Raw genomic sequence first — 19,244 nt, 5'->3', positions numbered from 1 at the left:
TTTTACTTCATTGTATGCTTGTCCCATTTTGTTCATGACAAAAAAGAAGACTGCCTCAGGCAGTCTTACACAGCTGTTTTTCTTGGCGGTATCTCTTTTAAGACGAGAAAAAGGATGATAAAGTTTACAAACCAATTCACTAAAAATTCACTCGGCACCGTAATGACAAGCGCGCGCATAATCGTAAAGAATATGGTGGAGAGCGTTATGGAATAAGCCGAAAGCTTCCAGAGCTGCTGATAATTCAATGTCTTTCTTTGCGCATTTTTTATGATCAGGCCGATGACGGCGAGAAATGAGACTTCAATGAATTTGCCGGCTGCTGTCATGATGAACAGCAAAATGGAAAGGACGGTGACGATCATCGTTTTATTTTGGTTTAAAGCTGATATGATTTCTTTTTTTGTGATATCAGCAGGCATTAATGAATAATTCATTTCTGTCGCCTGTCCGTCTACAGCAAGCACCATTTTATTTTTTAAAATGCCGATCGCGTTTTGTTTCGCCGCTATTTGTTTCGCGCCGTAAGCATCAGTGGGATCAAACACGATGACAAACCCGTTCGCTTCCGTTTCCTTGGAGGCGGAGGCTTTCGTCTGCAATTCGCCGTTTGAAATTTTGAAATCAGGGAAATCTTTTTCTAACACGGTTTTGAAACCGTTCATTGAGTTTACGGTGCCGGAGCTAAGGTAATAAGCGCTCGGCAGCGTAAAAAGGACAGACAGCAAAAATACATAAAGGATCGCTTTTCCTATCCCTTGAAACCGTGTTTTCGCAATATCTGCCGGAGAGTATGTACTTTTCAATAAAGCCGTAAATATGTTCAACATCTTCACTTCCTAGCCTAAACTGGTATATGTTGCTTATTGTATCGTTCACAGGGGATGAACACAAGCGAGAGTATTTAAAGCGGTGATAAGGAATCATACATAATAAGAAAAAAGCGGAATGCGGTGATCGCTCCGCAAAACAAAGGAGGGTGTTTATGTTATGAGTGTTTTGTATTGGGTGATTATCATCGCGGTCTTCGCCGTTGCTTTTATCGGTCTGGTGTATCCGGTGATTCCAAGCGTTATTTTTATAGTGGCTGGTTTTCTCCTTTACGGATTTTTGTTTTCCTTCAGCCCGTATTCCTACCTGTTCTGGCTCATTGAGGCGGTATTTGCGGCCGTTTTATTTGCAGCTGACTATGTGTCAAATTTACTTGGCATTAAAAGGTACGGCGGGAGCAGGGCGGCGATCTGGGGAAGCACGATCGGATTATTGATCGGGCCTTTTGTTATTCCCGTGGCGGGCATTATTTTAGGCCCGTTTATCGGTGCTGTCTGCGCTGAGGTGTTTGTTCATCAAAAGGATATTAAATCCGCTGCAAAAGTGGGGCTGGGCTCTTTAATCGGCTTTTTAACAAGCGTCGTCGCCAAAGGAGTCATTCAGCTCTTTATGATCGGATACTTCTTGTGGACGGTGCTTTAGAAGGTTTAATTTCGGCTGTGAACGGATAAAGTGTAGTATGTCTGCTGGAATCGCCGGATTGTGAGCTTTTTCATTGATTACCATGCTTTCTTTTGTTACATTGAGATTAGAAAAGTTCGCGCATAGCGGCATTTCAGTACATATATTTAAAGGAGGAAAAAAAATTATGGCTTACAAACTTCCAGAATTGCCTTACGCTTATGATGCTTTAGAACCGCATATCGATAAGGAAACGATGACGATTCACCATACGAAGCACCATAACACATACGTTACAAACCTGAACAAAGCGATCGAAGGATCAGCGCTTGCAGAGAAATCCGTAGATGAGCTTGTTGCTGATTTAAACGCAGTGCCGGAGGATATCCGCACGGCTGTCCGCAACAATGGCGGCGGACATGCGAACCACTCTTTATTCTGGACTCTTTTATCTCCGAACGGCGGAGGCGAACCGACTGGTGAGCTTGCTGAAGAGATCAAAAGCACATTCGGAAGCTTCGATCAATTTAAAGAAAAATTCGCTGCAGCAGCTGCCGGCCGTTTCGGTTCTGGCTGGGCTTGGCTTGTTGTAAACAACGGCAAACTTGAAATTACAAGCACGCCAAACCAAGATTCACCGCTTTCAGAAGGCAAAACGCCTATCCTCGGTCTTGACATTTGGGAGCACGCTTACTACCTGAACTACCAAAACCGCCGTCCTGATTACATTTCAGCTTTCTGGAATGTTGTGAATTGGGATGAAGTTGCCCGTCTTTACAGCGAAGCAAAATAATTGATTTAAATCATCACAAGGTCTCCTGCGGGAGGCCTTGTTTTTTTATTGACTTTGATTCCTTTTACATATCTCAGTTTGAGTGAGACAGACTAATGTGTAGTAAAGGGGAGTCAATGATGAGCAAAATAAAAAAAATTATCGGCGACATCGAAGTAAATAAAGGGCTGCTGCTGTTATTGACGATTGGCGGCCTTTACTCTTTGGGCATCGCGCTGTCAAATACATTTGTCAACGTGTATTTGTGGAAGCAATCGGGAAAATTTATTGATTTGGCCATATACAATTTATCGGTCGTGACGATGCAGCCGTTTACCTTTCTGCTGGCAGGGCGGCTGGCTAAAAAAATTGACAGGGTGTTTATTCTCAGGTTCGGCGTTATCTTTTTGGCTGCTTTTTATTTAAGTGTGCTGCTTGCCGGGCAAAATGCGGCTTCCCGTCTCGTTTTGATAGGGGCCGTGCTTGGAGTGGGGTACGGCTTTTACTGGCTGGCTTTTAATGTGCTGACTTTCGAAATAACAGAGCCTGAAACGAGAGATTTTTTTAACGGATTTTTAGGCATTTTGTCTTCATCGGCGGGGATGATCGGTCCGATTGTGGCCGGATATGTCATTTCAAGACTTGAAAACAATACGGGTTATACAGTCATTTTCAGCCTGTCGCTCGGCTTATTTGCTCTCGCCGTGGTCATGAGCTTTTTTCTGAAACGGAGGGAGTCGAAAGGCCGTTTTATGCTGAAAAAAGTTTTTGATGAGCGCCACACGAATCTGAATTGGCGCCGGATTACCAACGCGCACTTTTTTCAAGGCTTGAGAGAAGGGATTTTTGTTTTTTTAATCAGCGTATTTGTGTTCATTGCGACAAACAGTGAACTGGCGCTCGGGACGTTCGGCCTCGTTAATTCTGCGGTTTCTTTTTTTGCCTATTATTTTGCATCAAGGCTCATCAAAAAAAGAGCGCGTAAAAAGGCGATTCTTATCGGCGGATTGATTGTGTACGGCGCCCTGTTTCTCATAATTTTTCATATGAGCTTCACGACGCTTCTTATGTACGGAGTGTTTATTGCCATCGGCTATCCCGTTCTGCTTGTGCCGTATGTCTCGCTTACATATGATGTGATAGGCCGGGCGCGGCTTGCCAGAAAGGCCAGAATTGAATACATTGTGCTCAGGGAATTGTTTTTAAATGCAGGCCGGATCGTTTCCATCCTGTGCTTCCTTTTGATCGTTACATTGCTGAAGGAAAAAGTGGGAATACCGACGGCGCTCGTGCTGCTCGGAGCCGGCCATCCGCTGATTTATTACTTTATAAAAGACATTAAACTGGATGCGGAAACTTCTGATGAAACAGTGGAAGAAGACCGACAAAAACGGGCGGCTGAACCGAATTTTATAAAAGGAGAAAGATAAAAGGGTTATCTGTAGAAAAATATCGAAAAAACCTTTAGAATGAAAAATGGCACCTGAAAAGAGGGTGTCATTTCTTTCTGTAAATAAGAAAAGGTGATGTCATGAGGAGAAATAAAAAGAAAATAGCAGTAAACAAAGAAAAGAAAAAATCACTGCCGATCCGGCTTAATTTTTTGTTTTTGGCCGCGTTTCTTATTTTTACGTGGATTATCGTCGAGCTTGGCATCAAGCAGATCGTTCAGGGTGATGACTATAAAAACGCCGCCAACAAGCAAGAGGAGTCTGATGTCAGCACGGCGGTTCCGAGAGGGAAAATATACGACCGGAACCTTAATCCCATCGTAACGAATAAAGCATTAAATGCGATTACATATACACGTTCAGCCTCAACCACCCAGGCGCAGCGTTTAAAAATCGCAAAAAAATTGTCTGGTATGATTAAGGTAAGCACCAAAAAGGTGACTGAACGGGACAAAAAAGACTATTGGATGTTAACGAGGCCTGATGAGGCAAAAAAACTGATTACGGCAAAAGAAAAGCAAAAAGCTGAGGACAAAAAGCTGTCTGACGATGATTTATACCAGCTTCAGCTGAAACGGATCACGGACAAACAGCTGAACGAACTCACTTCAAAAGATATGCAGGTCCTTGCGATCAAAAGGCAGATGGATTCAGGCTACTCACTGACTCCTCAATACATCAAAAATGAAGGTGTGTCGGCTAAAGAAATGGCCGTCGTCAGCGAACATTTAGATGAACTGCCGGGGGTTGACGTGACGTCTGACTGGGAACGGTCTTATCCAAATAAAGGATTATTAAAATCAGTTCTCGGCAGTGTCTCGAGTTCCAATGAAGGGCTCCCTTCAAACCTTCTTGAACATTATTTGTCGCTAGGCTATAGCAGGAATGACAGGGTTGGAAAAAGTTATTTAGAGTATCAATATGAAAATCTGCTCCAGGGACAAAAAGAAAAAGTGAGAAACGTAACTGACTCCTCTGGAAACGTGACAGATACTGAAACGGTTACAAAAGGTAAAGCCGGTGACGATTTAGTGCTCACCATAGATACCGAATTGCAAAAAGACGTTGAAAAAATTATTGAGAAAAATTTAAGAGCGGCAAAGGCAAGACCAAGTACACAGCTGCTTGACAGGGCATTTGTCGTAATGATGGACCCGCGCAACGGAGAAGTGCTTACAATGGCGGGCAAACAAATTAAACAAGTAAACGGTAAATATAAAATTGATGATTATGCACTAGGAACAATGACGTCTTCTTATAACATGGGTTCAGCTGTAAAAGGAGCAACGCTGTTAACTGGTTATCAGACAGGTGCTATAAAAATCGGGAATATCTTTACGGACGAAGTTTTGAATATTAAAGATTCCCCTCCTAAAAAGTCGGTAAGTGTGATGGGACCGATAAATGATTTAACAGCTCTTGAGCGTTCCTCTAACGTATATATGTTTAAAACTGCGATTGCGATTGGTAAGGGTAAATATATATCGGGGCATTCATTGCCGCTTGATTACAGCGCATTCGATAAATTTCGTTATTACTTCAGTGAATTCGGTTTAGGTGTAAAAACGGGCATTGATCTTCCGAATGAAGCGACAGGATATGTGGGAACTAAAAGACAGTCAGGGTTCCTGCTTGACTTTGCGATCGGACAATTTGACACATATACACCGCTTCAAATGGCTCAGTATGTATCGACCATTGCCAATGGAGGCTTTCGTATGAAACCTCAAATCGTAAAAGAAGTACGAAAGCCTGATTCTAAAAAAGGTATCGGAGCCGTTGTTGAATCGGTTAACCCGGAAGTAATGAACCGCCTCGATATGACGGAAAGTGAAATTAAACGTGTTCAGCAAGGTTTTAAGCTTGTTATGCAAGGCGCTCAAGGTACTGCAAGAGCAAATTTTGCTAATAAAAGTTATAACCCTGCTGGTAAAACGGGAACCGCACAGGCCTTCTATGATGGTCCTATAAAATCAAGAACCGGCGCGTCTACTTACAACACAACACTTGTAGCTTATGCGCCTGCAGATCATCCTGAAGTTGCCATTTCGGTCGTAGTTCCATGGGCTTACGAAAATTACAATGACAGATATTCTATCACCAATGACATTGGGGAAGCGGTACTAGACAAATACTTCGAGCTGAAAAAGAAGCAAGAAGAAAATAATACGAAGCAGAAAAACGAAGATAAAATCCAGAAAGACGCTGAAAACGGCAATACAAATAACTGATAGAAAAAACGCTCACAACTTGTGGGCGTTTTTTTTATACAAAAAAACATCCGGATTTACAAAACCTTAACATTTGATTTATACGCATTTTACACGAACCCTTTACTCTATACGTGTAGGACAAATTACACATTAAACGCAGGGGGAATTCAGGAAATGAAAAAAAACAAATGGATGCTTACGCTTCTGATGGCTGCTGTTATGATCGTTGCTGCAGCATGCGGAAATGCAAAGGAAAGCGGCAAGACGGACGGCCAATCTGCAAGTGAGGATAAAAAAGCATCAGGTTCTTTAACCATTTCTGGTTCATCAGCCATGCAGCCGTTAGTACTGGCAGCGGCGGAAAAGTTTATGGAAAAACATCCGGATGCTGATGTGCAGGTACAAGCGGGAGGTTCAGGAACAGGTCTTTCGCAAGTGTCTGAAGGCGCAGTGCAAATCGGCAACTCAGATGTCTTTGCCGAAGAAAAAGAAGGCATTGATGCGAAAGCCCTAAAAGATCACCGTGTAGCGGTAGTAGCGATGGCAGCTGCGGTTAACCCGGGTGCGGGTGTGAAGGATATAACCAAAAAACAGCTGGCAGACGTCTTTACAGGCAAAATCAAAAACTGGAAAGAGCTTGGCGGGAAAGATCAAAAGATTACTCTCGTGAACCGTCCTGATTCATCAGGAACACGCGCTACATTCGTCAAATACGCTCTTGACGGAGCAGAGCCGGCTGAGGGCATCACGGAGGATTCCTCCAATACAGTCAAAAAAATCATTGCGGAAACACCGGGAGCAATCGGTTATCTGGCATTCTCTTATATAAACGATGATAAAGTAACGCCTTTATCGATCGGCGGCATCAAACCGGAAGAGAAAAATGTCGTCACAGGCGAATATCCGATTTGGGCTTACGAGCACTCTTATACGAAAGGTGACGCGTCAGGCCTGGCAAAAACATTTCTTGACTATTTGAACAGTGATGATGTTCAGAAAAGTATCGTAAAAGATCAGGGCTACATTCCGATCTCTGATATGAAAGTCACACGTGACGCAAACGGCAAGCAAAGCTGAGGGGAGGGCGGGCTCCCCGCCTCTTCTTCTTTATAGGAGTGTAAACAAATGATAAATCACAGAGAAAAAGAGTCTGTAAGCGAACGCTTAATAAGCTCAAAACAAAACAGGCAATTGGATGAAGTCCGCGGAAGAGTGATTGTGTCTGTCTGTGCGGCGATTATCATTGCGGCATCAGCGGCGATCACAATCTTTCTCGGCATTAAGGGGCTGCAATCTTTTTTTGTAAATGGTGTAAGCCCGATTGAGTTCTTAACAAGTCTGAATTGGAATCCAACCCAGGCAAAGCCTGAGTTCGGCGCGCTGCCTTTTATTTTCGGATCATTTGCGGTCACGGTTCTTTCCGCTTTGATCGCAGCACCCCTCGGTATCGCGGGTGCTGTGTTTATGACGGAAATTGCGCCGACTTGGGGGAAAAAGGTACTGCAGCCGGTAATTGAGCTGCTTGTCGGCATTCCGTCCGTCGTTTATGGATTCATAGGTCTTACAGTATTGGTTCCGTTTATTGGCTCTTTTAAATCAAGCGGAACGGGTCACAGCCTTCTGGCGGGAACGATCGTGCTATCGGTTATGATTCTGCCGACCATTACGTCGATTTCCGCTGATGCGCTTGCGTCACTTCCGAAACACCTTCGCGACGGTTCATATGCGCTTGGTGCGACGAGATGGCAGACAATCAGGAAGGTGCTCATCCCGGCGGCGTTTCCGACATTGCTGACCGCTGTCGTGCTCGGGATGGCAAGAGCGTTCGGAGAAGCTCTCGCCGTACAGATGGTTATCGGAAATACAAAGCTTCTGCCGGAAAGCTTGCTTGATACGGCGGGAACATTAACGACGATTATCACCTTAAACATGGGCCATACCACATACGGCAGTATTGAAAATAATACGTTATGGTCGATGGGGCTTGTTCTTCTCATTATGTCGTTTCTGTTTATATTGCTCATACGCTACTTGTCATCTAGGAGGAAAGTGTAATGAACCGGAAAATAACGGATAAATTGGCCACCGGTGTATTCGGTTTATGCGCCGCTGTGATCGCGGCGATTTTGGCAGGATTGTTTTTGTATATTCTGATTCACGGCGTCTCTGAAATCACCTTGCATTTTCTTACGTCAAAATCGAGCGCCATCGCGTCCGGCGGCGGGATACGGGATCAGCTTTTTAACTCCTTTTACATTCTGTTTATCACCATGCTGATCACGATACCGCTTGGTGTGGGGGGCGGCGTCTTTATGGCTGAATATGCGCCGCAAAATAAAGTCACAGATTTTATCAGAACGTGTATTGAAGTTCTGTCGTCGCTTCCGTCGATTGTTATCGGGATGTTCGGCATGCTGATGTTTGTGAACCTGACCGGATGGGGCTACACGATTATCGGGGGCGCGCTCGCATTAACGGTCTTTAATCTTCCCGTAATGGTCCGGGTGACAGAAGGCGCGCTCACCGCAGTTCCTAAGGAGCTGAAAGAAGCTTCTCTCGCTTTAGGCGTATCGAGATGGTATACCGTCAAAACCGTGCTGATTCCGAGTGCGATTCCTTCGATTTTAACCGGCGCCATTTTGGCATCAGGAAGAGTATTCGGAGAAGCGGCGGCATTGTTATTTACAGCGGGGCTGACAACGCCGCGGCTGAACTTTACGGATTTGAACCCGTTTTCGGAAGCCTCTCCTTTAAACATTTTCAGGCCGGCTGAAACGCTGGCGGTTCATATATGGAGTGTCAATACGCAGGGAATCATTCCCGATGCAGAAGCGATTGCAAACGGCGGCTCGGCAGTGCTGGTGATCTCGGTGCTCTTGTTTAACCTTTGTGCAAGATGGCTCGGATCTGCCATTTATAAAAAGCTTACGGCAAATTAATCGAAAAGAGGCGAAAACATGATAGATCACATCGTCAGGGAACAATCCGAACAGACAAAGCGATCGCCGGAGTCTTCGATTTTGGAAGTGAATGATTTATCAATTTATTACGGTGACAAACAAGCGGTTAAACATGTAAACATGGATATTGAAAAACATGCGGTGACGGCTCTGATCGGTCCGTCCGGCTGCGGAAAATCAACATTTCTGAGACAGATTAACAGAATGAATGATGCCATCCCTTCTGCGAGAAGCGAGGGGGACATCCTTTATGAAGGACTGAATATTCTGGGAGATGAGATTAATGTCGTGTCTCTCAGAAGGGAGATCGGTATGGTGTTTCAAAAACCGAATCCGTTCCCGAAATCCATTTACAATAACATCACACATGCGCTCAAGTATGCGGGTGAACGCAGAAAAGCCGTTTTGGACGAAGCGGTAGAAGAAAGTTTAACGAAGGCGGCGCTTTGGGATGAAGTCAAAGACCGGCTTCATTCATCGGCTCTTTCGTTATCAGGCGGCCAGCAGCAGCGTCTATGCATCGCCCGTACGCTTGCGATGAAACCCGCCGTGCTTCTTTTAGATGAGCCGGCCTCAGCTCTGGACCCCATTTCAAACGCCAGAATCGAGACGCTGCTGACAGAACTGAAGAAAGATTATTCTATTATTATCGTTACGCATAACATGCAGCAGGCCCTGAGGGTGTCTGACCGCACGGCATTCTTTTTAAACGGAGAAGTAGTGGAATACGGGCAGACAGAACAGATTTTTACGAGTCCCAAGGAGCAAAAGACAGATGACTACATTAACGGAAAGTTCGGATAGGGGGAAGGACCGTGAGCGTTGTGAAAGAAGCGGTGCACACACAGAATTTATTTGATATTCACGGCATGAACGTATGGTACGGGGCTCATCAAGCTTTAAAAGACATCACGATCGGATTTGAGGAGCGGAAAGTAACTGCCATCATCGGTCCGTCCGGCTGCGGTAAATCCACTTTTATTAAAACATTAAACTTAATGCTGCAAATGGCTCCGAATGTCAAAGTGACAGGTGACATGATCTATAACGGACGCAATCTGCTGAAGGAGAAGACGGATGCGGCAGAATTAAGAAAACAGATCGGTATGGTGTTTCAAAAAGGCAATCCGTTTCCGCAGTCCATATTTGAAAATGTCGTCTACGGCCCGAGAATACATGGCGAAAAAAATAAAAAGAAACTGCTTGAAATCGCCGAGGAATCTTTAAAGGCCGCGGCGCTCTGGGATGAAGTGAAGGATCGTCTTCACCAGCAGGCGCTTTCACTGTCGGGCGGCCAGCAGCAGCGGCTGTGCATCGCAAGGGCGCTCGCCACAAAACCGGACGTCCTTCTGATGGATGAACCGACGTCTGCCCTCGACCCCGTGTCCACCCGGAAAATAGAAGAGCTTATTTTGACTTTGAAAGAAAAGTACACGATTGTCATTGTGACGCACAATATGCAGCAGGCTGCAAGGGTCTCTGACCAAACCGCGTTTTTCTATATGGGCGAACTGGTAGAGTGGGGTGATACGGGAAAAATCTTTTCACAGCCGGATCACCAAAAAACGCATGACTATATCAGCGGAAAATTCGGATAAAAAAACGGGCCCGGCCATAGACCGGGTCCGTTTTATATTGCTCATTAAAAAAGCCTGCCGGCCGTATCCATCTGAATGGACGATGCCTGCAAGCTTTTTTAGCGGGTTAATGTTTTGACGATTTTCTTAAAGCTCATATCTGAGTCGACTTTGAAATGGCCGGCACGGATTTCTTTGTGGTAGCCAGCGTCAATTACGTAATCATTAAAGTCCTTCGCTGAAGGAATAATCCCTTCTTTTTCAAGAATGGATGACACATCAGCAGTGCTCATTCCGTCTTTAATCGTCAGTTTATATGTTACCTTTTTCTTTTTGGCGTCTGAGTTTTGATCGTTGCTCAGCGATTTTTCTTTAGAGTCAAGCAGTTTTTGATAGTCATCCCGTTTGACGGAGACTTTTTGCTGGGAGTCGAGGTAGCTGTTTACTTCTTTTTCTGTTAATGCTGTTTTTTCAGTTTTAACGGCAGCTGCCTGGTCATGGTCAGTCAAATAAAAGACAGCGGCGAGGACGGCCGTCGCTAAAATCATGCCTGCTGCAAAAGCCTGAATGCCCCGTTTTGTCATACGAGCACCTTCTCATTATCTTTAATAATGGTATTGACGTCCTCGACAGACACGTGCTCTGCTTTTGCGATGGCTTCGGCAGACATCCCGTTGTTATATTTTGAAATGATTTGTTTGGCGATTTTTTGGTTAATGCCGCTGCTTTTGGCTTTGCGGATCACGAGGTTGGTTTCCAGCAATTCTTCTTCAAGCACCGTCATTTTCTTTTTTAACTTGTAAATTTCCTGCATGGCGGAAAGCTGAAGCGTTTCAAGCTCCTGTTCCACGTCTTTCATCGGATCTCTTTGAGAATATGAGAATGCAATAAGCGCTATACTGACGATAAACAACGCAATAATAGCAATTTCCACGTTTCATCACCTTCTATTATTAATTTGCCCTTCTTTTTTATACCATAAAACGCCGCCATTCTAAAGGAAATAGAGAAAAAAACGGAATTTTGTCGGGAAATCTTGTTTATTCGGGGAGCAAACGGATATTTCTCTATAGATTTCGCATGAGAATGTCCTTTTTTGTCCTGTTTCGTCATATTTTGTATCTGTCTTGCGCAAGCTCATTCAGGCGATCAGAAGCATAAACTGATGTTTTCTGCACTTAAACAACATTTCATGTAAATCAGCTCTAGCATTCCGTCCATTATAGTGGTATTATATATAAGTCTGAATAAGTAAATGATATTTAGTTTGGAGGGAAAATAATGCGCGTTAATATTACTTTGGCTTGCACTGAATGTGGTGAGCGTAACTATATTTCTAAAAAGAACAAACGCAACAATCCGGACCGCGTTGAATTTAAAAAATATTGCCCACGTGATAAAAAATCTACGTTACACCGTGAAACAAAATAAGCTGTTTAAAACGGCGGAAAAAAGCTGGAGCTTTCAATAAAGTTCTGGCTTTTTTGTCTTTCAGGGAGGTTTGAGGAACGTGAAAGCACAAATCAGAACCGATATAAAAGCAAAGCTTTCTGCTATAACAGAAAGTGAATGGGAGGCAAAATGCCGCAGCATGCGTGAAACGCTGTTTTCTTTAAAGGAATGGAAACAAGCCCGCATGATCGCCGTTACCGTCTCGAAACGCTTGGAAATCCCGACACGGCCGATTATTGAACAAGCTTGGAAAGAGGGAAAACAAGTCTGTATCCAGAAATGCTTCCCGAAAACGGGCGCAATGGAGTTCCGTACATTTTCTGGGGATGATCAACTGGAAACCGTATATGCTGGCCTTAGTGAACCGATCGAAAGCCTGACGGAAAAAGTGGCCCAAAAAGACATTGATCTTGTACTTGTGCCAGGTGTAGCTTTTGACCGGGAAGGCTTCAGAATCGGATACGGCGGAGGATATTATGACAGGTTCCTGACCGGCTATGCCGGCCGTACCGTGTCGCTTCTCTTTGACTGCCAGCTGACGGACCGCATTCCCCGCATGCCCCACGATATTCCGGTCGATACGATCGTGACTGAATCTGAAATCATCGCTTAATCGCATAAAAAACGTCTTGCACCGGAATAATTTTCGCTGTTTGACAAACGATAGGGGCAGGAGGGATAAGATGAAAAAATTGTTGATCTACTCACTATGCGCCGTATCTGTTTTAGCCGTTTACCAAAACCGCTACCGTCTGATGAACAGCGTGCTCAGCCAGCCGGGGATCAGACGGTCGTTTATTCATTTCTTTTTAAAAATACCGTTTATCAGAAATAAGTTCATTCAGCAGGCATTTTAAACAAATCCCGTTTCTTCAGCGGGATTTTTTGCATGAAAAAACCTGCCGGGAAAAAGACGGCAGGTGTCTTCGGATTGTCAGTTTTTTTTCAGGAAACCAAGCAGGATTGAGATCATCGGAGAAATGTACAGGAAAAAGGTAAACGGCAGGTAGTCGATGACGGGAACCCCTAATGCGCTTGCCATAAAAGCGCCGCTTACTCCCCATGGAATCAGCGGATTGATCAATGTTCCGCCGTCCTCCAGCGACCGCGCAAGGTGAATCCGCTTAATGCTGAGCCTGTCATATAAAGGTTTATAGGACTGACCAGGAATTAAAATTGACAAGTACTGCTCGCCTGTCGCGAGATTTACGCCTATGCTTGAGAAGACGGTCGCCAAGACAAGACGTCCTTTCGTATGCACACCTTTTATCAATCCTTGAAGCAGCGCTGCGATCAGTCCTGTTTTTTCCATCAGGCCGCCGAGCGCAAAGGCAATCATGATCAGAGAGACGGAACCCATCATGGATTGGAGCCCGCCTCTGTTGATAATGCTGGCTACAGCCTCATCGCCGGTTTTAAATGCCGTGCCGCTTTGCAGGGCAGAAATAAATCCTTGAACGCTGCTGCCAGGAATGAAAAAAGCCGTCAGAATCCCTGCGGAAATAATCCCGGCGGTAAGCACCGGAATAACGGAAACCCGTCTGACCGCCAGAATGATTACCAACAGAGGTGAAAGAAGCGACCAAGGCGTAACGTGTACGGCCTGTTTAATTCCGGAAATGACCGCCTCAATATTTTGCGTTGAAGCGGCATTTATTGAAACGGATGAACCGAGAATATAAAAGAGAACGATTGTAATCAGCAGTGCCGGAACGGTCGTGCCCATCATATGGCGGATATGTTTAAAAATCGGAATTTCGCCGATTCCGGCGGCAAAATTCGTCGTGTCGGACATCGGTGACATTTTATCACCGAAACAAGCCCCGCAAATGACTGCTCCCGCCGTCCATTCGAGCGGAACACCCGCCGCGCTTGCTACCCCTAACAGCGCGACGCCGATTGTACTGACAGTTGTCAGACTTGAGCCGACAAGCGTGCTGATGATCATGCAGGAAAATAATGCGGTCAAAAGAAGCTGGCTCGGCTGTATAATCGATAAAGCGTAAACGGTGACGGCGGGAATGGCACCGCTGTACATCCAGGCGCCGATCAGCACACCGATCAAAGCCAGCACGATAATCGGCTGTACTCCGTTTTTCAAACCGTTGACAATTCCTTTTTCAAGACTGTCCCACGAGAAACCGAGCCACAAACCTGCCAGAGCCAGAATAATGACGCAAAAAAACAGTGGCATATGCGGTTCCGTATGAAAGAAAAACAGGCAGGAAATAATGACTGCTAACATCAAGACAAATAAACTGATGGCTGAGATGAACGTCAGCCTTTTTTCTTGTTTCAAAACAACACCCCATCAAACTTTAATCCTTTTGTGCTTTTGGGCACGAAAGTATTGTAACAGAAAAACGCATAAATGAGAGTTTTTTTACAATTATGAATATACATTTTATCAAAATGCCGCTAGGATATTTTCTCCAATCGTTTTTTGCTTGACTCCCGCTTCAGAGATGAAATACGCTTATACTCATAAGAAGAGTAGAAATGGTGAAGAAGATGAATTCATTTTATGACGTGCAGCAGCTGTTTAAGTCATTCGGCCATATCGTTTATTTCGGTGACAGACAAGCCGAAATTGACTTTATGAAAGATGAATTAAAGGAGATGTACTTGTCAAACGTGATTGAAAGAGAATTATGGCTGAAAGCCGCCGGAGTTCTTCAACAGGAATCAGAGCGGATTAAAGGAAGGTCCAACAGCAGGATTTAATAAGAAAAGGAGATCATTATGGAAGAGACATGGTTTGCGGGGATTGATCTTGGCGGAACAACCATCAAGCTGGCCTTTATCAACATGTACGGTGAAATTCAGCACAAATGGGAGGTTCCGACCGATAAATCAGGAAACACAATTACGGTCACGATCGCTAAAGCACTTGACCAGAAACTCGAAGAATTGAATAAGCCGAAACGGATCGTAAAATGGATCGGCATGGGAGCGCCCGGACCCGTGGAAATGGCGACGGGGATGGTTTATGAGACGACAAATCTGGGGTGGAAAAACTATCCCTTGAAAGACCATCTCGAGGCGGAAACGGGTATTCCGGCCGTCATTGAAAACGATGCCAATATCGCGGCGCTCGGAGAAATGTGGAAAGGTGCAGGCGACGGAGCTAAAGATGTCATTTTAGTGACGCTTGGAACCGGAGTCGGCGGGGGCATCATCGTCAACGGAGAAATCGTTCACGGTAAAAACGGGGCAGGCGGAGAAATCGGTCATATTTGCAGTATCCCGGAAGGCGGGGCTCCGTGCAACTGCGGAAAATCCGGCTGTATTGAAACGATTGCGTCAGCAACCGGCATCGTCCGCATCGCGAAAGAAAAGCTTGCAGCGGTTTCCGACTCTTCGCTCCTGCAAGTGCGCGATCTCACGGCACGTGACGTGTTCGAAGCGGCAAAACAGCAGGATAAGACAGCGCTGGAAGTCGTCGATTATGTCGCAAAACATTTAGGCCTTGTGCTCGGAAACCTGGCAAGCGCCATGAACCCGACTAAAATCGTGCTCGGCGGAGGCGTCTCGAAAGCAGGAGAAATACTGCGGTCAAAAGTGGAAGAGACCTTCAAAATCACCGCGTTCCCGCGTTCTGCGGAAGCGGCCGATATTTCGATTGCGGCACTTGGAAATGACGCCGGAGTCATCGGCGGGGCGTGGATTGCCAAAAATGAATGGCTTAAATATCAAAACTGCTAGAGAAAGTCTGCCTGCCCATATAGCGGGCGGCTTTCTTTTTTTACCTCCCATGTCATATAGTTTTTTAAAAAGGGGGATGAACATGGCGGGAATTCGTGTCACACCTGAAATGAAACAGCATATGAAAGCTGTCGCAAAGGTGCTTTCAATTGATGAAAAACTGTTGAAAGACGCCAATAAAACGGCGAAAAGCGAGGAATTATTTTGTCCCGGCTTTGTCGTGAGCGGGCAGTCAGAGGGTCCGATCGGGACGCTGAGCGGGCTTTCGCAATACATCCGGCGCTGTAAAAGCGTTCTTTCCAGTGATCAATGGGTGAAGGAAGAAAAAGTGTACGGCGCTCAATCGGTTTTTGAAGAAATTGAGAAAATAACGGATGTCTTTCCATTTGTCATGTGCCGTAAAATCGGCAGTTCCGTGTTGGGAAAACCGCTTTATGAGCTGACAATAGGTGAGGATACAGCCGAAAGAAAAGTGCATGTAAACGCCTCTTTTCATGCCAATGAATGGATCACCACCTCGGTTGCGCTAAAATGGTGTAAAGAATATTGCGCGGCGTTATGCAAAAATAAGACGGTTTTTGGGTATTCCGCGCTTGATATATTCAGCCGGACATCACTGTCATTCGTTCCGCTCGTAAATCCCGACGGTGTTGATCTCGTCCTTTACGGATGTGAAGATTTATCAGAAAAAAGTGAATTTCTCAATGAATTAAATGAGTACCGCCCGGATTTCCGCGAATGGAAGGCGAATATAAACGGCGTTGATTTAAATAAACATTTCCCGTCCAATTGGGACATTGAACAGAGGCGCAAACCGAAAGCCCCTTCGTACCGGGATTTTCCGGGCATGGCGCCGCTCACTGAACCGGAAGCGCAGGCGATGCACCGGCTGATAACCGAACAGCCGCCTGACAGGGTGATCGCTCTTCATACGCAGGGACAAGAGATTTATTGGGGATATGAAGGATATGAACCGGAACAATCCGCTCAGGTCATCCGGGAGTTTGAAGAGATAAGCGGAAACCGCTATCAAGGTGTAAAAACCATTGACAGCCATGCCGGTTTTAGGGATTGGTTTATACAGCAATACGGAAAAGAGGGCTATACCGTTGAACTTGGAAAGGGAAAAAACCCTTTGCCTTTTCATCAGTTTGCTGATATTTATCAAGCGACGGAAGGCATTTTGTGGAGGTCGCTCGTTTTTTGAGACATCTGTGAAATTTCTCATTTGTTTACATAAACAAATATGGGACAATAGAAAAGAATGGGGGGAAGGCTGGTGAGATACTTGTTTTGTGTTCTGCTGTCCGCATTCGTTCTGTGTTTAGCGGCCTGTGAACCATCTCATCAGCAGCATGACACAGGCGTTTCGGCAAAATCAGCAGAACAGAAAATCGTTCCGCTCAGTAAAAATGAAGCGGAGAAAGCGGAAGGATGGCTGGATAACAGAACCATTCTGTATACAGCGCATCATCAGCTGATGAAATATGATCTTTTCAGCGGAAAATCCGAACGGCTCTATGAAACAAGGGGCCATATTGTCAATGTAAAGATCAGCCCGAAAAAACAGCTGATTCTCGTTCAGGTGACAAACAGCGGGCAGACGGAGCTTGAGCTTATGAACAAGGAGGGGAAAAGACTTTATCACAAAGCCTTTAACTCTTATGAGCTGGAGACGGCTTGGAATCCGTATGACCCGTATCAAATGATGATTACCGTTTTTACTGAAACATGGGACTTCACAACCTATACGGCCGATATGAAAAACGGCATTTTAAACATGAGTCCGGTTCAGACACCTTTTGTCCATTGGACGTCTTCTGATGAATTTCAATATATCAAGCAAGGGAAAACGGAAGAAGAGGGTCCTTTATATTCTTATGACTTGCAGACGAAAAAAGAAAAAAGAGTGCTTCATCACGTCATCTGGGCCGATTCCCGCCCGGGTATGACGATTGCCGTCAGACAAACTGATCAATCGGACGGCGACGGCGAGTTTTTTTTCCAAAAACCGGCATCCGTGACACACCGCTTTCCTCTTCAAAAAAAGTATGAGAGCTTTGCGCCGATGGAATATGATTACGATCAGACGCACAAGCGGTTTTACATATTTAAGCCGGAGGGCCGTTTATACAGGCTGATCAGCTTTGACTTAGGGGACGAACGGGAGCGGACGGTGCTCACGAATACGGAAATGGAGCCGATTCAGATCTCACCGGACGGGGAATACGCTTTATACGGCTTTACGTATGACCGTCTGATTTCACTGAAAACAGGTATGACAGAACCAATCATAACAAATGAAAAAGGAGTTTGAATCAAATGGCAATTGCAGATGTGACAATTATCCCGATCGGAACAAAAACACCGAGCGTCAGCGAGTATGTAGCGGACGTGCAAAAGATTTTGGAGGGCTACAAAGCTGCCGGCAAAATCAAATTTCAGCTCACACCGATGAACACTTTGATTGAAGGTGAGCTGAGCGACTTGTTTGCAGTCATTCAGGACATTCACGAAGCCCCGTTCCATAAAGGGCTGCACAGAGTGGCGACCAATATCCGCATTGATGACAGACGTGATAAAGAAACGACGCTTGAGAGCAAAATCAAAAGTGTCAGCAAACATTTGCAGCAATAAAAAATAAGCCTGTATCCTAATGGATACAGGCTTTTAATGTGCAGTCGGATAGCCGCTGGTTATAACGGTCATTACGGTAAACCAGCCAAACACGCCGAGCGTGGCGGCGGCTAACAAAAATCCCAGGATATTTCTCTGTCTGACAGCCCGCAGGACTCCTAATACAGCTAATAATGCGACAAGGCCGAAGATTACAACAAGTAACATCATGCTCCCCCTTTGTCATTGGAACCTGAAAATCTTTCCATTTCATTTTAACCGTTTTCATTTTATTTGTCGATAGCGTTTTCCCGGCCGCATTCATTGAATCTTCCGCAGAAAACCTTCATAATAAGGGCATATACATAAAGAGGTGATGAAAGTGAAATGGAGACGAATGCCGGCCGGTCCGATTCAGGCAAACGCGTATTTTCTCGTCAGTGAGGATCAGTCCTGTCTTATTTTTGATCCGGGCGGGGAAGCGGACAAAATCAACAATTACATAAAAGAAAACAATCTGAAGCCGCTTGCCGTCTTGCTGACGCACGCCCATTTTGACCATATCGGCGCGCTTGATGAGGTAAGAGACAGATGGGATGTTCCCGTGTATCTTCACAAAAATGAAGAAAAGTGGCTGGAGGACTCTTCCTTAAACGGATCAGGCATATTGCGGGGCATCGCCGTCACGGCACGGCCCGCTGATCGGCTGATTGAAGGCGACGGCGTTTTGGACATCGGACCGTTCCATTTGGAGACGCTGTTTACGCCGGGTCATTCACCTGGAAGCGTTTCTTATTATGTAAAGGACGCCGATCTTGTGATTTCAGGCGATGTGCTTTTTCAGGGGGGCATCGGCCGCACGGATTTACATGGAGGAAGTCAGGACGTATTGCTTGATTCCATCCATCAAAAATTGCTCACACTGCCCGGGCATACACTTGTGTTAAGCGGGCACGGCCCGGAAACGGACATCCAGACAGAGCAGGAAAGAAACCCGTTTATCAATGGTTTTTCACTGTAAATGAAAAAAGACAGACCGTAATCGG

23 protein-coding genes are annotated in these 19,244 nt (G+C 45.3%); 18 read left to right on the top strand and 5 right to left on the bottom strand.

Annotation, left to right across the window (positions count from 1 at the left end; translation table 11 throughout):
* Positions 1-65: 65 nt before the first annotated feature.
* Positions 66-830: a DUF1189 domain-containing protein gene (locus tag BAMF_RS32635; protein ID WP_013352896.1), complete on the bottom strand. Its 765-nt coding sequence runs from the start codon at positions 828-830 to the stop codon at positions 66-68.
* A 160-nt stretch (positions 831-990) separates the two neighbouring features.
* On the opposite strand from BAMF_RS32635, the gene BAMF_RS32630 reads away from it, so the two are divergent.
* The 9 genes from BAMF_RS32630 (at position 991) to pstB (BAMF_RS32590) (ending at position 10,446) form a co-directional block, all read left to right on the top strand.
* Positions 991-1,473 (top strand): DUF456 domain-containing protein, encoded by a 483-nt coding sequence (locus BAMF_RS32630; RefSeq protein ID WP_013352895.1) that lies wholly within the window; start codon positions 991-993, stop codon positions 1,471-1,473.
* Positions 1,474-1,639: 166 nt separating this feature from the next.
* Positions 1,640-2,245, top strand: a complete 606-nt coding sequence (gene sodA, locus BAMF_RS32625) for a superoxide dismutase SodA (protein ID WP_013352894.1) — start codon at positions 1,640-1,642, stop codon at positions 2,243-2,245.
* A gap of 119 nt (positions 2,246-2,364) precedes the next feature.
* Positions 2,365-3,654, top strand: a complete 1,290-nt coding sequence (locus BAMF_RS32620; RefSeq protein ID WP_013352893.1) for an MFS transporter — start codon at positions 2,365-2,367, stop codon at positions 3,652-3,654.
* Between the two features lie 101 nt (positions 3,655-3,755).
* Complete coding sequence (locus BAMF_RS32615; protein WP_013352892.1) at positions 3,756-5,906, top strand: peptidoglycan D,D-transpeptidase FtsI family protein; 2,151 nt, start codon at positions 3,756-3,758, stop codon at positions 5,904-5,906.
* 156 nt (positions 5,907-6,062) lie between these two features.
* The gene (locus BAMF_RS32610; protein ID WP_013352891.1) at positions 6,063-6,965 is read left to right on the top strand and encodes a phosphate ABC transporter substrate-binding protein; all 903 of its coding nucleotides are present in this window, start codon (positions 6,063-6,065) and stop codon (positions 6,963-6,965) included.
* A gap of 48 nt (positions 6,966-7,013) precedes the next feature.
* Positions 7,014-7,943, top strand: a complete 930-nt coding sequence (gene pstC / locus BAMF_RS32605) for a phosphate ABC transporter permease subunit PstC (RefSeq protein WP_013352890.1) — start codon at positions 7,014-7,016, stop codon at positions 7,941-7,943.
* On the top strand, positions 7,943-8,827 hold the full coding sequence (pstA, locus tag BAMF_RS32600; RefSeq protein WP_013352889.1) for a phosphate ABC transporter permease PstA: 885 nt from the start codon (positions 7,943-7,945) through the stop codon (positions 8,825-8,827). The genes pstC and pstA overlap by 1 nt, the downstream gene beginning before the upstream one ends.
* 18 nt (positions 8,828-8,845) lie before the next feature.
* Complete coding sequence (pstB, locus tag BAMF_RS32595) at positions 8,846-9,652, top strand: phosphate ABC transporter ATP-binding protein PstB (protein WP_013352888.1); 807 nt, start codon at positions 8,846-8,848, stop codon at positions 9,650-9,652.
* 11 nt (positions 9,653-9,663) lie between these two features.
* Entirely contained in the window at positions 9,664-10,446 is a 783-nt protein-coding gene (gene pstB, locus BAMF_RS32590; RefSeq protein ID WP_013352887.1) for a phosphate ABC transporter ATP-binding protein PstB, read from the top strand.
* Positions 10,447-10,544: 98 nt separating this feature from the next.
* On the opposite strand, the gene BAMF_RS32585 is transcribed toward pstB (BAMF_RS32590), so the two are convergent.
* Positions 10,545-11,009 carry an endolytic transglycosylase MltG gene (locus BAMF_RS32585; RefSeq protein ID WP_013352886.1) on the bottom strand — a complete coding sequence of 155 codons (465 nt, stop codon included), beginning with the start codon at positions 11,007-11,009 and terminating at the stop codon, positions 10,545-10,547.
* Complete coding sequence (locus BAMF_RS32580; RefSeq protein WP_003153047.1) at positions 11,006-11,359, bottom strand: hypothetical protein; 354 nt, start codon at positions 11,357-11,359, stop codon at positions 11,006-11,008. The genes BAMF_RS32585 and BAMF_RS32580 overlap by 4 nt, the downstream gene beginning before the upstream one ends.
* Positions 11,360-11,706: 347 nt before the next feature.
* Here BAMF_RS32580 and rpmG point away from each other — a divergent pair, with 347 nt between their 5' ends.
* The 3 genes from rpmG to BAMF_RS41315 all read left to right on the top strand — a co-directional run bounded on the left by rpmG (position 11,707) and on the right by BAMF_RS41315 (position 12,734).
* Positions 11,707-11,856 (top strand): 50S ribosomal protein L33, encoded by a 150-nt coding sequence (gene rpmG, locus BAMF_RS40845; protein WP_003153056.1) that lies wholly within the window; start codon positions 11,707-11,709, stop codon positions 11,854-11,856.
* A gap of 79 nt (positions 11,857-11,935) precedes the next feature.
* Positions 11,936-12,490, top strand: coding sequence for a 5-formyltetrahydrofolate cyclo-ligase (locus BAMF_RS32575; protein ID WP_013352885.1), 555 nt, complete (start codon positions 11,936-11,938; stop codon positions 12,488-12,490).
* A 70-nt stretch (positions 12,491-12,560) separates the two neighbouring features.
* Entirely contained in the window at positions 12,561-12,734 is a 174-nt protein-coding gene (locus tag BAMF_RS41315) for a hypothetical protein (protein ID WP_007408311.1), read from the top strand.
* A gap of 77 nt (positions 12,735-12,811) precedes the next feature.
* Here BAMF_RS41315 and nhaC read toward each other — a convergent pair whose 3' ends face one another.
* Positions 12,812-14,122, bottom strand: coding sequence for a Na+/H+ antiporter NhaC (gene nhaC, locus BAMF_RS32570; RefSeq protein ID WP_044051906.1), 1,311 nt, complete (start codon positions 14,120-14,122; stop codon positions 12,812-12,814).
* A gap of 254 nt (positions 14,123-14,376) precedes the next feature.
* Here nhaC and BAMF_RS32565 point away from each other — a divergent pair, with 254 nt between their 5' ends.
* From BAMF_RS32565 to BAMF_RS32545, 5 genes are all read left to right on the top strand, one after another.
* Positions 14,377-14,601: a YqgQ family protein gene (locus BAMF_RS32565; protein WP_014470666.1), complete on the top strand. Its 225-nt coding sequence runs from the start codon at positions 14,377-14,379 to the stop codon at positions 14,599-14,601.
* A gap of 18 nt (positions 14,602-14,619) precedes the next feature.
* On the top strand, positions 14,620-15,582 hold the full coding sequence (gene glcK / locus BAMF_RS32560; RefSeq protein WP_013352882.1) for a glucose kinase GlcK: 963 nt from the start codon (positions 14,620-14,622) through the stop codon (positions 15,580-15,582).
* Between the two features lie 82 nt (positions 15,583-15,664).
* On the top strand, positions 15,665-16,789 hold the full coding sequence (locus BAMF_RS32555; protein ID WP_013352881.1) for a M14 family metallopeptidase: 1,125 nt from the start codon (positions 15,665-15,667) through the stop codon (positions 16,787-16,789).
* 72 nt (positions 16,790-16,861) lie between these two features.
* Positions 16,862-17,899, top strand: a complete 1,038-nt coding sequence (locus tag BAMF_RS32550) for a YqgU-like beta propeller domain-containing protein (protein ID WP_014472106.1) — start codon at positions 16,862-16,864, stop codon at positions 17,897-17,899.
* A 5-nt stretch (positions 17,900-17,904) separates the two neighbouring features.
* On the top strand, positions 17,905-18,219 hold the full coding sequence (locus tag BAMF_RS32545) for an MTH1187 family thiamine-binding protein (protein WP_013352879.1): 315 nt from the start codon (positions 17,905-17,907) through the stop codon (positions 18,217-18,219).
* 33 nt (positions 18,220-18,252) lie between these two features.
* Here BAMF_RS32545 and BAMF_RS40840 read toward each other — a convergent pair whose 3' ends face one another.
* Positions 18,253-18,426, bottom strand: coding sequence for a DUF2759 domain-containing protein (locus BAMF_RS40840; protein WP_013352878.1), 174 nt, complete (start codon positions 18,424-18,426; stop codon positions 18,253-18,255).
* 154 nt (positions 18,427-18,580) lie between these two features.
* Between BAMF_RS40840 and BAMF_RS32535 the strand changes: the two genes are divergently transcribed.
* On the top strand, positions 18,581-19,219 hold the full coding sequence (locus tag BAMF_RS32535; protein ID WP_014470665.1) for an MBL fold metallo-hydrolase: 639 nt from the start codon (positions 18,581-18,583) through the stop codon (positions 19,217-19,219).
* Positions 19,220-19,244 lie beyond the last annotated feature (25 nt).

Source organism: Bacillus amyloliquefaciens DSM 7 = ATCC 23350, from assembly GCF_000196735.1.
GTDB lineage: Bacteria > Bacillota > Bacilli > Bacillales > Bacillaceae > Bacillus > Bacillus amyloliquefaciens.
This window is presented reverse-complemented; position numbering and strand designations above follow the sequence as displayed.

Coding starts and splice junctions, on each gene's coding strand:
- BAMF_RS32635 (WP_013352896.1), bottom strand. CDS start 830: ATGTTGAACATATTTACGGCTTTATTGAAAAGTACATACTCTCCGGCA.
- BAMF_RS32630 (WP_013352895.1), top strand. CDS start 991: ATGAGTGTTTTGTATTGGGTGATTATCATCGCGGTCTTCGCCGTTGCT.
- sodA (WP_013352894.1), top strand. CDS start 1,640: ATGGCTTACAAACTTCCAGAATTGCCTTACGCTTATGATGCTTTAGAA.
- BAMF_RS32620 (WP_013352893.1), top strand. CDS start 2,365: ATGAGCAAAATAAAAAAAATTATCGGCGACATCGAAGTAAATAAAGGG.
- BAMF_RS32615 (WP_013352892.1), top strand. CDS start 3,756: ATGAGGAGAAATAAAAAGAAAATAGCAGTAAACAAAGAAAAGAAAAAA.
- BAMF_RS32610 (WP_013352891.1), top strand. CDS start 6,063: ATGAAAAAAAACAAATGGATGCTTACGCTTCTGATGGCTGCTGTTATG.
- pstC (WP_013352890.1), top strand. CDS start 7,014: ATGATAAATCACAGAGAAAAAGAGTCTGTAAGCGAACGCTTAATAAGC.
- pstA (WP_013352889.1), top strand. CDS start 7,943: ATGAACCGGAAAATAACGGATAAATTGGCCACCGGTGTATTCGGTTTA.
- pstB (WP_013352888.1), top strand. CDS start 8,846: ATGATAGATCACATCGTCAGGGAACAATCCGAACAGACAAAGCGATCG.
- BAMF_RS32585 (WP_013352886.1), bottom strand. CDS start 11,009: ATGACAAAACGGGGCATTCAGGCTTTTGCAGCAGGCATGATTTTAGCG.
- rpmG (WP_003153056.1), top strand. CDS start 11,707: ATGCGCGTTAATATTACTTTGGCTTGCACTGAATGTGGTGAGCGTAAC.
- BAMF_RS41315 (WP_007408311.1), top strand. CDS start 12,561: ATGAAAAAATTGTTGATCTACTCACTATGCGCCGTATCTGTTTTAGCC.
- nhaC (WP_044051906.1), bottom strand. CDS start 14,122: ATGTTAGCAGTCATTATTTCCTGCCTGTTTTTCTTTCATACGGAACCG.
- BAMF_RS32565 (WP_014470666.1), top strand. CDS start 14,377: ATGGTGAAGAAGATGAATTCATTTTATGACGTGCAGCAGCTGTTTAAG.
- glcK (WP_013352882.1), top strand. CDS start 14,620: ATGGAAGAGACATGGTTTGCGGGGATTGATCTTGGCGGAACAACCATC.
- BAMF_RS32555 (WP_013352881.1), top strand. CDS start 15,665: ATGGCGGGAATTCGTGTCACACCTGAAATGAAACAGCATATGAAAGCT.
- BAMF_RS32545 (WP_013352879.1), top strand. CDS start 17,905: ATGGCAATTGCAGATGTGACAATTATCCCGATCGGAACAAAAACACCG.
- BAMF_RS40840 (WP_013352878.1), bottom strand. CDS start 18,426: ATGTTACTTGTTGTAATCTTCGGCCTTGTCGCATTATTAGCTGTATTA.